The sequence below is a fragment of the Mesorhizobium sp. B2-8-3 genome (genome assembly GCF_006440815.1).
In the GTDB taxonomy this organism is placed as follows: Bacteria; Pseudomonadota; Alphaproteobacteria; order Rhizobiales; family Rhizobiaceae; genus Mesorhizobium.
Genome location: NZ_VFTW01000010.1, coordinates 156,275 through 169,779, shown reverse-complemented (window position 1 = coordinate 169,779; position 13,505 = coordinate 156,275). Strand labels below are relative to the sequence as shown.

Below are 13,505 nucleotides of genomic sequence, written 5' to 3'. Positions count from 1 at the left end.
CCCGGATTGACCAAACTGGTTTCATTTGTAACCATTGAAAATGTAACTATCAATGGCAACGCTGAGACGCGGGACATGATAAACGGAAGCGACGCGGCCAACGACCGCGAAATCCTCGAGCTGGAAAGCTTCCTGCCCTACCGGCTCTACCGGCTGGCCGACACCGTCAGCCGCGAATTCTCGCGCGTCTACAAGGAACGCCATGGGCTGACCCGGCCGGAATGGCGCACGCTGTCAGGCCTCGGCCAGCGCGGCACGATGACGGCGACGGAGCTCGGCGAGCAGTCGGCCATGCACAAGACCAAGGTGTCGCGCGCGGTGGCCGAGTTGGAGCGACGGCGTTGGCTGACGCGAACGCCGGACGAGAACGACCGCCGCGTCGAGCATCTAGCGCTGACCAAAGCGGGGCTCGCGGCCTATCGCGAGATGGTGCCGCTGGCGAAGGCGTTTGAGCAGGCGTTACTGGGGAGGTTGAGTGCGGGGGAACGGACGGCGATAGCGAAGGGTGTGGCTGCGCTGGAGGCCAGCTTGGCGTCAGACAGGGTATAGATGTTGACGCGAGGCCCCCCTCTCTGTCCTGCCGGACATCTCCCCCTCAAGGGGGGAGATCGGCAGCTTTGGCGACGGCGCTCATCTTGCAGCGTCCGCGATTGGCGAAGGCCGGCGTGACGGCTGATCTCCCCCCTTGAGGGGGAGATGTCCGGCAGGACAGAGAGGGGGCGAAGGAACTCGACATCTCTCCACAGGCCCCTACCAATCCATAACCACCTTGCCCGAACTGCCGCTGCGCATCGCATCGAACCCGGCCTGATAGTCGTCGATGCCGATACGATGGGTGATCAGCCCCGAGACATCCAGCGGCCCCTGCACGAGGGCGATCATCTTGTACCAGGTCTCGAACATCTCGCGGCCGTAGATGCCTTTCAGATGCAGCATCTTGAAGATCACCTTGTTCCAGTCGATCTCGAAGCCGGTGGGCGCGATGCCGAGGATGGCGATCTTGCCGCCATTGTTCATGGTGTCGATCATGTCGCGGAAGGCGGGGGCGGCGCCCGACATCTCCAACCCGACGTCGAAACCTTCGGTCATGCCGATCGACGGCATGATGTCGCGCAGCTTTTCCTTCGAGGCGTCGACGACGTGCTGGACGCCGAGTTTTCGCGCCAGATCCAACCGCACCGGGTTGATATCGGTGATGACGACCTTGCGCGCGCCGACGCATTGCGCGACCAGCGCGCCCATGATGCCGATCGGCCCGGCGCCGGTGACCAGCACGTCCTCGCCGACGAGATCGAAGGACAATGCGGTGTGTACCGCATTGCCGAGCGGATCGAAGATCGCCGCGATCTCGTCCGGCACGTCGTCGGGGATCGGCACGACATTGTGCTGCGGGATGGCCAGATACTCGCCGAAGGCGCCGGGGCGGTTGACGCCGACGCCCAGCGTGTTGCGGCAGAGATGCCCCCTGCCCGCGCGGCAGTTGCGGCAATGGCCGCAGACGATATGACCCTCGCCCGAGACGCGCTGGCCGACCTTATATTCGGTGACCGCGGCGCCGAAATCGGCAACGGTGCCGACGAATTCGTGGCCCGTCACCATCGGCACCGGCACCGTCTTCTGCGCCCACTGATCCCAATTGTAGATATGGACGTCGGTGCCGCAGATCGCGGTCTTCTTGACCTTGATCAGCACATCGTTGGGGCCGATCTCCGGCACCGGCACCTGTTCCATCCAGATGCCCGGCTCGGCCTTGGCTTTCACCAGCGCCTTCATCATGTTGGACATCAGACGCTCCTCAAAAATCTTGCCTGTCTCGATGGATCGGTTTCATCAGTGCGCCGCCTCCAGAATGTTCTTCAGCCGGAGCAAGTCTCGATCGGTCGAACGCCGAACGGCCAGGGCGATAAACGGTGCCACGAGACGGGAAAAGCCTGTCGGGGTGCCGCGATTCCGGAGCGCCATATGGGTAGCGCCTTCTCGGGTATCGCGCCATGCATAACTCGTTTCCATGGGAAACGGTCCTTCGGCAGTTCGCATCACCAGCCGCTCGCCCTGCACGAGATCTACAATTTCGTAGGTGTAAACAAGCCGCCGTCCGAGGAACTGCGCCACGAATGCAATTCTCGATCCTACCTGCGCGGGTCGGGGCGTCTTCCATTCGACCGATTTGATATTGACGTACCAGCGGGGCACGTTGTCCGGATCGGCGGAAAAGGCGGCGACGACCGCGCGTGGCCTGGCGATCTCGATCCTGCTCGTGACATCGATCGTCATGGCCGACTTCTGTTTTCCTCGGCGTGGGTCAAGCGATTACACCCAGTTCTTTTCCCACGTCGCCGAAGGCCGCGACCGCCCTGTCGATATCGGCGCTGGAATGGGCGGCCGACATCTGCGTGCGGATGCGGGCCTGGCCCTTCGGCACCACCGGGAAGGAGAAGCCGATGACGTAGATGCCGCGCTTCAGCATGCGCGCGGCCATCTCCTGCGCCAGTGCGGCGTCGCCCAGCATCACCGGGATGATCGGATGATCGGCGCCGGCCAGCGTGAAGCCGAGCTTGCCCATCTTGGAGCGGAACCGGTCCGCATTGGCATATAGGCGCTCGCGCAGGGCGTCGCCATGACGGATCAGGTCGAACACCTTGATCGAGGCGCCGGCGATCGCCGGCATCAGCGTGTTGGAGAAGAGATAGGGTCGGGAGCGCTGGCGCAGCCAGTCGACCACCTCGCTCTTGCCCGACGTGTAGCCGCCGGAGGCGCCGCCCAGCGCTTTTCCGAGCGTCCCGGTGATGATGTCCACCCTGCCCTCGACGCCGCAATGCTCGGCCGAGCCGCGGCCGTTCTTGCCGACGAAGCCGACCGCATGGCTGTCGTCGACCATGACCATGGCGTCGTATTTCTCGGCGAGGTCGCAGACGCCGTGCAAATTCGCGATGATGCCGTCCATCGAGAACACGCCGTCGGTGGCGATCAGCCGGAAGCGGCAGTCCTTCGCCTCCTTCAGCCGCGCTTCGAGGTCGGCCATGTCGTTGTTGGCGTAGCGGAAGCGCTTGGCCTTGGAGAGCCGGACACCGTCGATGATCGAGGCGTGGTTCAGCGCGTCCGAAATGATGGCGTCCTCCTCGCCGAGCAGCGTCTCGAACAGGCCGCCATTGGCGTCGAAACAGGAGGAGTAGAGGATGGTGTCGTCCATGCCGAGGAAAGACGAGATCGTCGCCTCGAGCTGCTTGTGTTCCTCCTGCGTTCCGCAGATGAAGCGCACCGAGGCCATGCCATAGCCGTAGCGGTCGAGCGCGTGCTTTGCCGCGTCGCGCAAATCCGGGCTATCGGCGAGGCCGAGATAGTTGTTGGCGCAGAAGTTCAGCACCTTTTCGCCGCCGACCTCGATCTCGGCGGACTGCATCGAGGAAATCACTCGCTCGGACTTGTAGAGCCCGGCCGATTTGAGGCCCTGGAGCTCGCTGTCGATGTGGGAAAGGAATGCTTTGCTCATGGTCCGGCCCTGTTCGGTTCGAGGCCGGACTGTCGCGCCATGGCTGCAAAAAATCCATCGCAAAAGCGACCGCTTCGGTGGCGCCGCGAAAGCCCGCTCGCAATTCTTTGCGAAGGCGCGGCCGCGATACGATCAAAAATGGGGTGAGCGGGAAAGGACATGATAACCATCTTGCGAGCTTTGCCGCGCCGCCGCTCTTGCCGCCAGCGTCCCTTGCCGACCTGTTAACCCTTTCAAGGCAAGCGTTTTCCCGCCACGAATCCAGGCAGAAATCCGTCGACCGGAGGGGTCACCCAGTTATGTCGCAGCAGCCAGTGCATAGCGTTTCGCGCAAGCTGATCCTGCTCATCAAGACCGGCTATTGGCTGGCGCTGGCGATCATCGCCGCCATGGTGGTGGCCTCCTTCATTCTTCTGCAGCAATTGATGGCGCAGCAGCAGCACAATCATGCGCTGCTCGACATCGTCTCGACGCAGAAGGCACTGTCGCAGCGCATCGTCTTCCTGGCCAGCGCCACCGGCGCCGCCTCGCGCGACAAGCAGCCGGCACTGGTCACCGCGCTCAAGCAGGCGACGGGCGAGTTCGAGACCAACTACGACCGGCTGCTCAAGGAAACCGGCGCCGACCCGCTCTCGCCGGCGCGCAACGACCCGAAGTCGATCGAATACGTCCTGTTCAGCAAGCCTTTCCACCTCGATTACTTCTCGATCGGCCTCGTCGCCAATGGCGACAGGCTGGTCTCGTCCTTCGCCTCGCAGCTTGGCATGCAGAACGACGGCTATAAAGGCAGCGGCGAACGCGTCGGCCTCGACGCCTCCGTCGCCAACGCGACGATGTCCGGCTATGCCGCGCTCGGCCAGCGCATCAGCGCCTTCGCCGACGAAAAATCCAGCAACATCCTCGACCTGCATCGCACGCTGTTCTTCGCCACGCTCGGCGTCATCGTGCTGGTCGCGCTGTTCATCTTCCGGCCGATGTCCAACGCCATCCTGCGCAAGACGCGTGAGCTGGTCGATGCCCGCAACTCGATGGCCTTCATCGCCGTGCATGACGGCCTGACAGGGCTGCACAACCGCACCTTCCTCACCGACCATTTCGAAACGCTGATCAAGGGAGCGCACCGCCGCCGCGAGCGCCTTGCGGTGATCCAGCTCGATCTCGATCGCTTCAAGCAGATCAACGACACGCTTGGCCATGCCGCCGGCGACTATGTGCTGGTGGTGACGGCGCAGCGCATGCGCGATTCCTGCCGGGCGTCCGATCTGTGCGCCAGGCTTGGCGGCGACGAGTTCGTCATGATCCTCAACGGCGCGGGCACCACCGAGGACATCCATGCGCTGGCCAAACGCATCCTCGATGAGATCAACGAGCCGATCACGTTCCAGGGCACGACCATCATGCCCGGAGCCAGCGCCGGCATAGCGGTTTATCCGGTCGACGCCGACAACGCGCAGGACCTGCTCGTCCATGCCGATCTCGCGCTCTATTCCGCCAAAAAACTCGGCGGCGGCAATTTCTCCTTCTTCTCCGAGGAACTGCGCCGCGAACTCGACTATCGCAAGCAGCTCGAACAGGACATCCGTACGGCGATCGCCAACAGGAGCTTCGAGGTCTATTTCCAGCCGCAGGTGTCGCTGACCAGCGGCAAGATCAGCGGCATCGAAGCGTTGGTGCGCTGGAAGCACGAGACGCGCGGCATGATCTCGCCTGGCGAGTTCATTCCGGTCGCCGAGAAATGCGGCTTCATGCCGGATATCGGCCGCATCGTCATCGGCAAGGCGATCGAGGAAGCCGCCGAATGGGACCGCGCCGGCATCGATTTCGGGCGCATCGCCGTCAATGTCTCGGGCACGGAGCTGCGCGAGTCCGATTTCGACACCTTCCTGTTCGGCACGCTGGAGCGTGCCGGGCTGCGGCCGCAGAAGCTGGCGCTGGAAATTGTCGAATCCGTCATCCTCGACGACGAGAAGACCGGCATCGCAGCGAAGCTCCGCCACATCCGCGCCGCCGGCGTGCATCTCGAGCTCGACGATTTCGGCACCGGCTATGCCTCGCTCAGCCACGTCAATCCGAACGAGATCGACCGGCTGAAGATCGACCGCCGCTTCGTCCAGAACATCAACGAGAACGGCGACAATTCCAAGATCGTGCGCGCCATCACCGAGCTTGCCCGCGGGCTCGGCATCTCGATCGTCGCCGAGGGTGCGGAGACCGAAGCCGAGCTCGACTCGCTGATGGCGATCGGCTGCGATCAGGTGCAGGGCTATTCGATCGCCTTCCCGATGCCGCAGGACAAGGCGCGCGAATGGCTTTTGGCGCGCAGCCCGAAGAAGGCGAAGCTGAAAGTGCTGCAGGGCAGCTTGGCTTGAGATGCGCCGATATTCAGGTGAGGCCGGCCTGCAAATGGCGGCTTCATGCGCTTCCGGCCTTCGCCGGCCGAAGCATTCCTGAGTGACGTGGCAGTTAAATTAGGGCTACGGCCGGCGTAGGCCAGTTCTCGGAAACCACCATTTTCGATTCGGCCTGACCTGAATCTCAACGCATCTCGGCATCCAGCCATGCTCGATAAGATCCACGCTGCCATAGCGTCTTGCCATGATCGCAAGCAGTTCTTGCGGATGCCGCTTCGTTTTATCCTGTCGCTTCTGCTGCTTGTCGCGTCGCCGGCTTTGGCCGCCGACCGCACCGTATATCTCACCTTCGACGACGGGCCGCTGAACGGCACCAGCAACATCCTCGACGTGCTGCAGGCCGAGCAGGTGCCGGCGACGCTGTTCATGGTCGGCATGCATGCCGAGGCGAACGCCACCAACCGGGCACTGCTGCAGCGGGCGAAATCGATGCCGCTGGTGACGATCGGCAACCACAGCTACAGCCATGCCTACAATCACTACCGGCATTTCTACGGCGACACCGAAGGCGTGGTCGCCGACATGCTCAGGGCGAACGCCGTGCTGGGCTTGAAGCCGGCCGTGCATGCGCGGCTGCCAGGACGCGACGTGTTCCGGCTGCCCAATTACTCGAAGGACGACAATTCGCTCGGGCTGGCGGAGGCGGGACGCGAGGATCCGGACTACGAGTTCGTCGCGGCGTCGGGCTTCTGGCTCTATGGCTGGGACCACGAATGGGTACATGAGGACAGCGGCAAGCCGGTGCAGAGCGTCGACCACCTCGTCAGCGAGATCGATCATCTGTTCGGCTACGGTCGTTTCGCCAAGCCGAACAAGCTGATCCTGCTCATGCATGACGAGATGTTCCAGGACACCTTCGACGGCAAGGCGAAGCTGACCGCGTTGATCGCGGCGCTCAAGCTGCGCCACTACGCCTTCGGCGCGATAGCGGGTTACGACTGAGGCGGCTCAGCGTTGCGCCTAAGTGCGGCAAGCACCTCCGTGAATTCGGCGAGCTTATCATCGGGGATACCAGCCCGCAGACGCTTGTCGAAGGCGACCGCCGCGAGGCGCAACTTTTCGAACAGCGCTTCGCCGGCCTCGGTCAGCGCCACCTGATGGACCCTGCGGTTTTCGGGATCGCGACGGCGCGTCAGCAATCCTTGCGCCTCCATGCCGTTGAGGTGGTGGGTGAGAGTCGCGCCCTGGATACCGATCATCCCGGCAAGCTCGCGCTGGTTCGCCAGTTCCTTCGACTTGACCGAGAGCAAGGTCACCCAGACCGGCAGCGTGCCGCCGGCCTCAACCATCGCGGCATCGAAAGCCTGCGCCACCACTTTCGAGGTGCGGGCGAGATTCATGCCGACGGGCGGACGGTCAAACGGTGTCATGACCTGACAGTAGAGCAAAGCGATTGGAACATGAAACCTGGCTTCATGATTGACATCTAACCGTTAGATATCTAACTTTGTCTTATTGATGGCGTCGACATGCTGCGACGCGCGGCGGGCGGCAGAGAGGAATGCGGTCATGCAATATGTCTATATCGTCACCATCGGTCTGCACGTCATGGCCGGCGTGTTCTGGGCCGGCACAACCATTGCGGTTGCCCGCGATCCGGAGATCAAGGCGGAGCGCTTCATCCGGCCGCAGCTCGGCGCCTCCGGCCTGGCGTTCCTGACCGGCATACTGCTCTGGTATTTCTTCCACGAAGGGGCTTTCGGCTCGATGGAGAAGGTGCTGGCGCTGGGCATTTTGACGGCGCTGATCGCCGCCGGCGTGCAGGGCGCGCTTGTCGCCTCCGCCAGCAGACAGCTCGCCGGCGCCGATCAGGCGACGCAAACCCAGCTGCGGGCGAAAATGACCAGAGGCGAACGCATCGCGGGCGGGCTGCTGGTCATCACCGTGTTTTGCATGGCGTCTGCCAAGCTGTTTTGAAATCGCACGGCCGGCAAAACCGACCGGGCGCGGCGCGCAACGGACCAAGCGGCAGGTGGCTCTCCTTGCAAAGGTCCGTTGCGCGTCACAACCCTCAGATCCTGATCCCGAACCGTATGCCGTCATAGATGGCGGCGTGGATGTTGCGCGAGGCGACAGCGTCGCCGATGCGAAACATCACGAAGCCGCCTTCGGCATTGCAAGCGGGGAAGATGTCGCCGCCGCTCACCAGCCGCTCATAGTCGACCGCGCCGCCGTTCTTCGACAGGGGTTTGAGCGACAGATAAAGATCGTCGAGCGGCACGGTGCCGTGCTCGACCACCACCTGGTCGATGCGCCGCTCGCCGCGCCAGCCGTCGGCGAAGTCCGACGCCAGCTCGGCGACGAGCTGATTGCCCTCGCGGCGAACCGAACGCAGGCGGGTGTTGATGGTGACGGTGACGCCCTTCTCATGGAAGGCGCGCATGTAGGGCACGTGGTTCAGGCCGCCCATTTCCGGCGCGAAGAAGCGCTCGGGCGAAACCAGTTCCAGCTTCGAGCCACTGTTGGCGATCAGCTCGGCGGCGCCCATGCCCTGATGGCCGCCATTGTCGTCGTAAAGCAGCACGTTCTCGGCCGGCTTGACGCTCCCGGCCATGATGTCCCAGCTCGAGGTGACAAGATTGTCACCGGCCGTCAGCGGCGGGTTCTGCGGCATGCCGCCGGTCGCCACGATCACCACATCAGGCGCCAACGCCAGCACGTCATCCTTCTCGGCCCAGGTGTCGTAGCGGATCTCGACGCCGAGACGGTCGAGCTCGGCCAATCGCCAGTCGATGATGCCGATCAGTTCCTTGCGGCGCGGGTTCTGGGTTGCGAGCCTCACCTGGCCGCCTGCCTGGCTGGAGGCTTCGAGCACAGTCACCTGATGGCCACGCTCGGCCGCCACGCGGGCGGTCTCCAGGCCGCCGGCGCCAGCGCCCACCACCACGACTTTCTTCTTCGGTCCCTCGCTCTTGGCGATGACGTGCGGAATGGTCGCCTCGCGGCCGGTCGCGGCGTTGTGGACGCACAGCGCCTCGCCGCCCTCATAGATGCGGTCGAGACAATAGGTGGCGCCGACGCAAGGCCGGATCTCGTGCTCGCGGCCCTCCATCACTTTGCGGATGATATGCGGATCGGCGATATGGGCGCGCGTCATGCCGACCATGTCGAGCTTGCCGGTGGCGATGGCGTGGCGGGCGGTGGCGACGTCGGAAATGCGCGCCGCGTGGAAGGTCGGGAACTTCGTCGCCGCCCTCACCTCACCGGCGAAATCGAGATGCGGCGATGAGCGCATGCCGGTCACCGGAATGACCTTGGTCAGCGACGCATCGGTTTCGATCGTGCCGCGAATGATGTTGAGGAAATCGACCTTGCCGGAATTGGCGAGCCGCTTGGCGATCTCGACGCCCACCTCCTTCGAGATGCCCTTTTCGAAATCCTCGTCGGCGACCATGCGAATACCGACGATGAATTCTTTACCGACGGCGGCACGCACCGCGTCGAGCACCATGTCGGTGAAGCGCAGCCGGTTGTCGAGCGAGCCGCCGAACTCGTCGTCACGATGGTTGGTCAGCGGCGACCAGAAGCCATCCATCAGATGGCCGTAGGATTCGAACTCGATGCCGTCGAGGCCGGCCGCCTGGCAGCGCTGCGCGGCCGAAGCATAGTCGGCGACGATGCGCTCGATGTCCCACTCCTCGATGGTCTTCGGGAAGGCGCGATGCGCCGGCTCGCGCACCGGCGAGGCCGACAGCACCGGCAACCAATCGGCCTTGTTCCAGCCCGTGCGGCGGCCGAGATGGGTGATTTGGATCATCACCTTGCAGTCATGCTCATGGCAGGCATCCGCGAGCTCAGCCAGCCACGGCACGATCCTGTCGTCATAGACATGCAGATTGCCGAAGGCGGCCGGGCTGTCGCGCGAGACGATCGCCGAGCCCGCCGTCATGGTCAGCGCCATGCCGCCCTTGGCCTTTTCGGCGTGGTAGAGCCGGTAGCGCTCCTTCGGCATGCCGTCCTCGGAATAGGCCGGTTCATGGCTGGTCGACATCACCCGGTTCTTCAGCGTCAGGTGCTTGAGTTGGTAAGGTTGGAGAAGCGGGTCGCTGCTGGTCATCTTCTTCCTGCCGTTTCAAAATCAAATTGTGCTAATGAGCGCGCCGCGCCCGATTGAACGCGGCGCCAGATGATCGCGCTGCCGCCCGTCGAACCGTCGGCGGCAGCAAGGAGTTGCCCATGACCGACGCCAAGAACCTCACCCAGCTCGGCAAGCACGTCGAGACGCCACAGAGCCCCGAACAGGCGGTCCTGGAGACCGTGCCGTTCCAGCGCGGCGACGGCCCGCCGGCGATCGTGCGTTTCACTTGCCCGGAATTCACCTCGCTCTGTCCGGTCACCGGCCAGCCGGACTTCGCCCACATCGTTGTCGACTACGCGCCCGACCGGACGCTGGTGGAATCGAAGTCGCTGAAGTTGTTCATGACCTCGTTCCGCAACCACGGCGCCTTCCATGAGGAATGCACGGTCATGATCGGCCGCCGCATCGTCGAGGCGACGAAACCGCTCTGGCTGCGCGTCGGCGGCTACTGGTTCCCGCGCGGCGGCATCCCCATCGACGTCTTCTGGCAGACCGGCGCGCCGCCCAAGGACGTATGGCTGCCGGATACCGGCGTCGCGCCTTATCGCGGAAGGGGTTGAAATTTGTTGCGAGAAGCCGGCGGGACAGCGCCCCCCTCTGTGCAGGACAGAAGGGTGCGCGAAGGATCGCCGGCGCTGATCTTTAATCGCCATCACTCGCACTGGTACTGGCTGAGCGCCCATTCGCCGGTCACCGACAGAAGATCGGAGATCTTCCAGCCGCCGCCGACCTTCTTCAGCTTCCATTCAAGGCGATGCTGGTGGCCTTCGACGACGAAGGCGACGACCACCTTGGCCTGATCGCCATTGACGGCCTCGATGGTGCGCAGGCTCTTGTCGATGGCGAGCTTGTCATAGTCGGCATTGTCGAGCGCCATGTTGGGATCCAGGCATTCGCCCTGCCCCGAGGCGCGCAGCGCATCGCTCTTGTCGAGCACGGTTTTCGCCGGATCGACGAAGTTCTTGCGCTGGGCCGGATCGAGCTCGAGCCCGAGATGTTCGTAGAAGGGCTTGACCACCGCCGTCGGCGATCCAGGCAGGACAGGCGCGGGCGGCGGCAGTTCGACCGGCTTGCTTTCCGGCGCCTGGGTTGCGGCGGGCGGCGAGGTATCGACCGCCGGCGGCGACTTGCCGACCGCAGGCGGCGACTTGTCGTCCGCCGGCGCATTGTCGCCCGAGGACGCGCTCGGCGGCGGCGCGCCGAAGAGCCCCTGCGCCGAGGCGCCGCCGTTCAGCCCCGCGGCCAGCATCGACAAGCTCGACAACGAAAGGACGAGACGACGAAGCACGGCATCACTCCGTCGAGGCGCCGCATTCCAGCGCACTGAGCTTCCAGCCGCTGGTCTTGGAGGTGATGTCGGCGATCTTCCACTTGCCGTCCACTTTCTTCAGCGACCACACCATTTCGCGTTTGGAGTCATCGCCTTCCGGGAAAAGATTGAAGTTCGCCGTCACCTCGGCGGTGTCGCCATTGACGGTCTCGGCGAGCTTCAGCGTCTTCGACAGGGTCTTCTGATCGAAATCCTGGGCGTCGAGGCCCGGGTCGAAATCGATGCAGGACACCTCGTCGGGCTTCTCCTTCTGCGCCTTGTCGTTGGCTTCGAACAGCCTGGTGACCGGCTCGGTGAAGCGGTCGCGATATTTGGCGTCCGCCTCGAACTTCACTTCCGGCACGTAGAAGAACTTCACGGCGTTGGATGCCGGCCCGGCAAGCGTGGCGCCGGGCAACGCAATCGACATGGCAGCGGCAAGCACTATCGGCTTCATGCAGGATCTCCGGAGGTTCGGCGGCGTGGTGGCAAGATCGCCACCACGCATCCTGCATATCGGCTTTTTTGCGGCTCATGAAGTCCAGGCGCGCTCAGGCATCCAGCCAGACGTTCTGGAAGTCCATTTCGTAGGTCTGGTGCATCGTGTAGTTCTTCACCTTCTTGTTCATATGGCAGTAGAGCTTCTGCCAGAAGGGCTGGACGATGACGCCGGAGTCCTGCAGGATCGTCTCGACATCCTTCATCACCTCCTTGCGCTTGGCGACGTCGATGAGCGACAGCGCCTCCTTGAGCTTGGCGTCGAAATCCGGGTTGGAATAAGCCGTTTCGTTCCAAGCCTCGCCGGTGCGGTAGCCGAGCGCCAGCACCTGGACGCCCAGCGGGCGCATGTACCAGATGGTCATGGAATAAGGATATTTCGTCCAGTCGTTCCAGAAGGTCGAGCCCGGCAGCACCGTGCGCTTCACCTTGATGCCGGCGTCGCGCAACTGGCCGGCGATCGCGTCGCCGGTATTCTTCTGCCATTCGTCCTCGACCGTGATCAGCTCATGCTCGAAGTCGGCCTGGCCAGCGTCGGCCATCAGCTTCTTGGCGCCGGCGGCGTCGCGCTCCTTCTTGGGCAGCGGGTAGTATTCGGGATGGATCGGGCTGACGTGGTGGTTCTCGCCGACCGTGCCGCGCCCATTGTAGCCGAGCTGCATCACCTGGTTGTTGTCGACCGCCATTTGCAGCGCGTTGCGCACCCGCTTGTCGTCATAGGGCTTGTGCGTGACGTTGGTGCGGGCAACGAGCGTGGTTGCCGTCGCCACCTCCGATTTCACCAGATCCATCTTGTCGAGCGGGTCGATGAAGTCGGCCGGCGTCTCGAAATCGAGATCGATCTCGCCGGAATCGAAGGCATTCAGCGTGGCGTTGAAGTCAGTGCCGTAGTCGATGAACTCGACCCCGTCGAGCGGTGCTTCGCCGCCCCACCACTTGCCGTTCTCGCGGCGCTTGACGACCGCCTTCGACCCCACCGAATAAGACACCAGCTCGAAGGCTCCGGTGCCGATCGGCTTCTTGATCGGATCGGCGCCATCCTTGTCGAAGTCGCGGTGGACGACCAGGGCCGGATAGTCGGTGAGGCCCGGGATGATGGCGATATCGGCTTCGTTGAGCTTCAGCTTGACCGTGTGGTCGTCGACCTTGGTGATCGCGCCATCCTTGGCCTTGCCGGTCTTGGCGTCGATCAGCGCGCCGACACGGGCGGCCATGGAATTGCCGGACGCCCCCTTCTCGCACCAGCGGTTCAGATTGGCGACCACATCGTCGGCGTTGAAGGCATCGCCATTGTTCCAGGTGACGCCCTTGCGCAGATGCAGCGTGTATTCGGTGGCGTCGTCATTGACGTCCCAGCTTTCGAGCAGCACCGGCTCGAAGGTGAACTGGTGCGTGTAGCGTACCAGCGGCTCCAGCCAGGTGCGGGTGATGTTCGCCATCTCCGTCCAGTCATAGGTGCGCGGGTCCTTCTGCGCCTTGACCGACATCGCGACATGCAACGTTCCGCCCTTCTTGGGCTCATCGGCGAGTGCCTTGGTCGGCGCGGCAAGGCCGAGCATGCCATAGGCGAAAGCCGTCGACGCGCCGAAGGCGCTCGCCAGAGCCAGGAATTCGCGCCGGTCGACACGACCCGCCCGCGCTTCCTCTGCCATCGCTTCGATAGCGGCCGGGACCCGGTCACCATTGCTTCTGAAAAGTGTCATTCTCGTTCTCCCATTG

At 63.6% G+C, this 13,505-nt stretch carries 13 protein-coding genes; 5 read left to right on the top strand and 8 right to left on the bottom strand.

Annotated features, from left to right (window positions below; all coding sequences use genetic code 11):
- The first annotated feature begins 75 nt into the window (after positions 1–75).
- A complete protein-coding gene (locus FJ418_RS17360) occupies positions 76–549 on the top strand; it encodes a MarR family transcriptional regulator (RefSeq protein ID WP_140867560.1) in 474 nt (157 codons plus the stop codon).
- A 201-nt stretch (positions 550–750) separates the two neighbouring features.
- Here FJ418_RS17360 and tdh read toward each other — a convergent pair whose 3' ends face one another.
- From tdh to FJ418_RS17340, 3 genes are read right to left on the bottom strand one after another with little or no spacing between them, the layout of a single operon-like run.
- On the bottom strand, positions 751–1,785 hold the full coding sequence (tdh, locus tag FJ418_RS17350) for an L-threonine 3-dehydrogenase (RefSeq protein ID WP_140867557.1): 1,035 nt from the start codon (positions 1,783–1,785) through the stop codon (positions 751–753).
- Between the two features lie 45 nt (positions 1,786–1,830).
- Entirely contained in the window at positions 1,831–2,274 is a 444-nt protein-coding gene (locus FJ418_RS17345) for an SRPBCC family protein (protein ID WP_140855541.1), read from the bottom strand.
- 28 nt (positions 2,275–2,302) lie between these two features.
- Entirely contained in the window at positions 2,303–3,490 is a 1,188-nt protein-coding gene (locus tag FJ418_RS17340; RefSeq protein WP_140867554.1) for a glycine C-acetyltransferase, read from the bottom strand.
- A gap of 299 nt (positions 3,491–3,789) precedes the next feature.
- On the opposite strand from FJ418_RS17340, the gene FJ418_RS17335 reads away from it, so the two are divergent.
- Positions 3,790–5,859 carry an EAL domain-containing protein gene (locus tag FJ418_RS17335; protein ID WP_140641238.1) on the top strand — a complete coding sequence of 690 codons (2,070 nt, stop codon included), beginning with the start codon at positions 3,790–3,792 and terminating at the stop codon, positions 5,857–5,859.
- Between the two features lie 243 nt (positions 5,860–6,102).
- On the top strand, positions 6,103–6,843 hold the full coding sequence (locus FJ418_RS17330; protein ID WP_348643106.1) for a polysaccharide deacetylase family protein: 741 nt from the start codon (positions 6,103–6,105) through the stop codon (positions 6,841–6,843).
- On the opposite strand, the gene FJ418_RS17325 is transcribed toward FJ418_RS17330, so the two are convergent.
- A complete protein-coding gene (locus tag FJ418_RS17325; protein ID WP_140641236.1) occupies positions 6,834–7,271 on the bottom strand; it encodes a MarR family winged helix-turn-helix transcriptional regulator in 438 nt (145 codons plus the stop codon). The genes FJ418_RS17330 and FJ418_RS17325 overlap by 10 nt on opposite strands.
- Positions 7,272–7,410: 139 nt before the next feature.
- Between FJ418_RS17325 and FJ418_RS17320 the strand changes: the two genes are divergently transcribed.
- Positions 7,411–7,818, top strand: coding sequence for a hypothetical protein (locus FJ418_RS17320; RefSeq protein WP_140704150.1), 408 nt, complete (start codon positions 7,411–7,413; stop codon positions 7,816–7,818).
- Between the two features lie 94 nt (positions 7,819–7,912).
- Here the strand turns inward: FJ418_RS17320 and FJ418_RS17315 are convergent, their stop codons facing one another.
- Entirely contained in the window at positions 7,913–9,958 is a 2,046-nt protein-coding gene (locus FJ418_RS17315; RefSeq protein ID WP_140867547.1) for an NADH:flavin oxidoreductase, read from the bottom strand.
- 119 nt (positions 9,959–10,077) lie between these two features.
- Here FJ418_RS17315 and queF point away from each other — a divergent pair, with 119 nt between their 5' ends.
- Positions 10,078–10,539, top strand: a complete 462-nt coding sequence (queF, locus tag FJ418_RS17310; RefSeq protein WP_127303474.1) for a preQ(1) synthase — start codon at positions 10,078–10,080, stop codon at positions 10,537–10,539.
- Between the two features lie 92 nt (positions 10,540–10,631).
- On the opposite strand, the gene FJ418_RS17305 is transcribed toward queF, so the two are convergent.
- From FJ418_RS17305 to FJ418_RS17295, 3 genes are all read right to left on the bottom strand, one after another.
- Positions 10,632–11,267 carry a hypothetical protein gene (locus FJ418_RS17305; protein WP_140855529.1) on the bottom strand — a complete coding sequence of 212 codons (636 nt, stop codon included), beginning with the start codon at positions 11,265–11,267 and terminating at the stop codon, positions 10,632–10,634.
- 4 nt (positions 11,268–11,271) lie between these two features.
- A complete protein-coding gene (locus FJ418_RS17300) occupies positions 11,272–11,745 on the bottom strand; it encodes a DUF3828 domain-containing protein (protein WP_140855527.1) in 474 nt (157 codons plus the stop codon).
- Between the two features lie 94 nt (positions 11,746–11,839).
- Positions 11,840–13,489 carry an ABC transporter substrate-binding protein gene (locus FJ418_RS17295; RefSeq protein WP_140783488.1) on the bottom strand — a complete coding sequence of 550 codons (1,650 nt, stop codon included), beginning with the start codon at positions 13,487–13,489 and terminating at the stop codon, positions 11,840–11,842.
- Between the last annotated feature and the right edge of the window lie 16 nt (positions 13,490–13,505).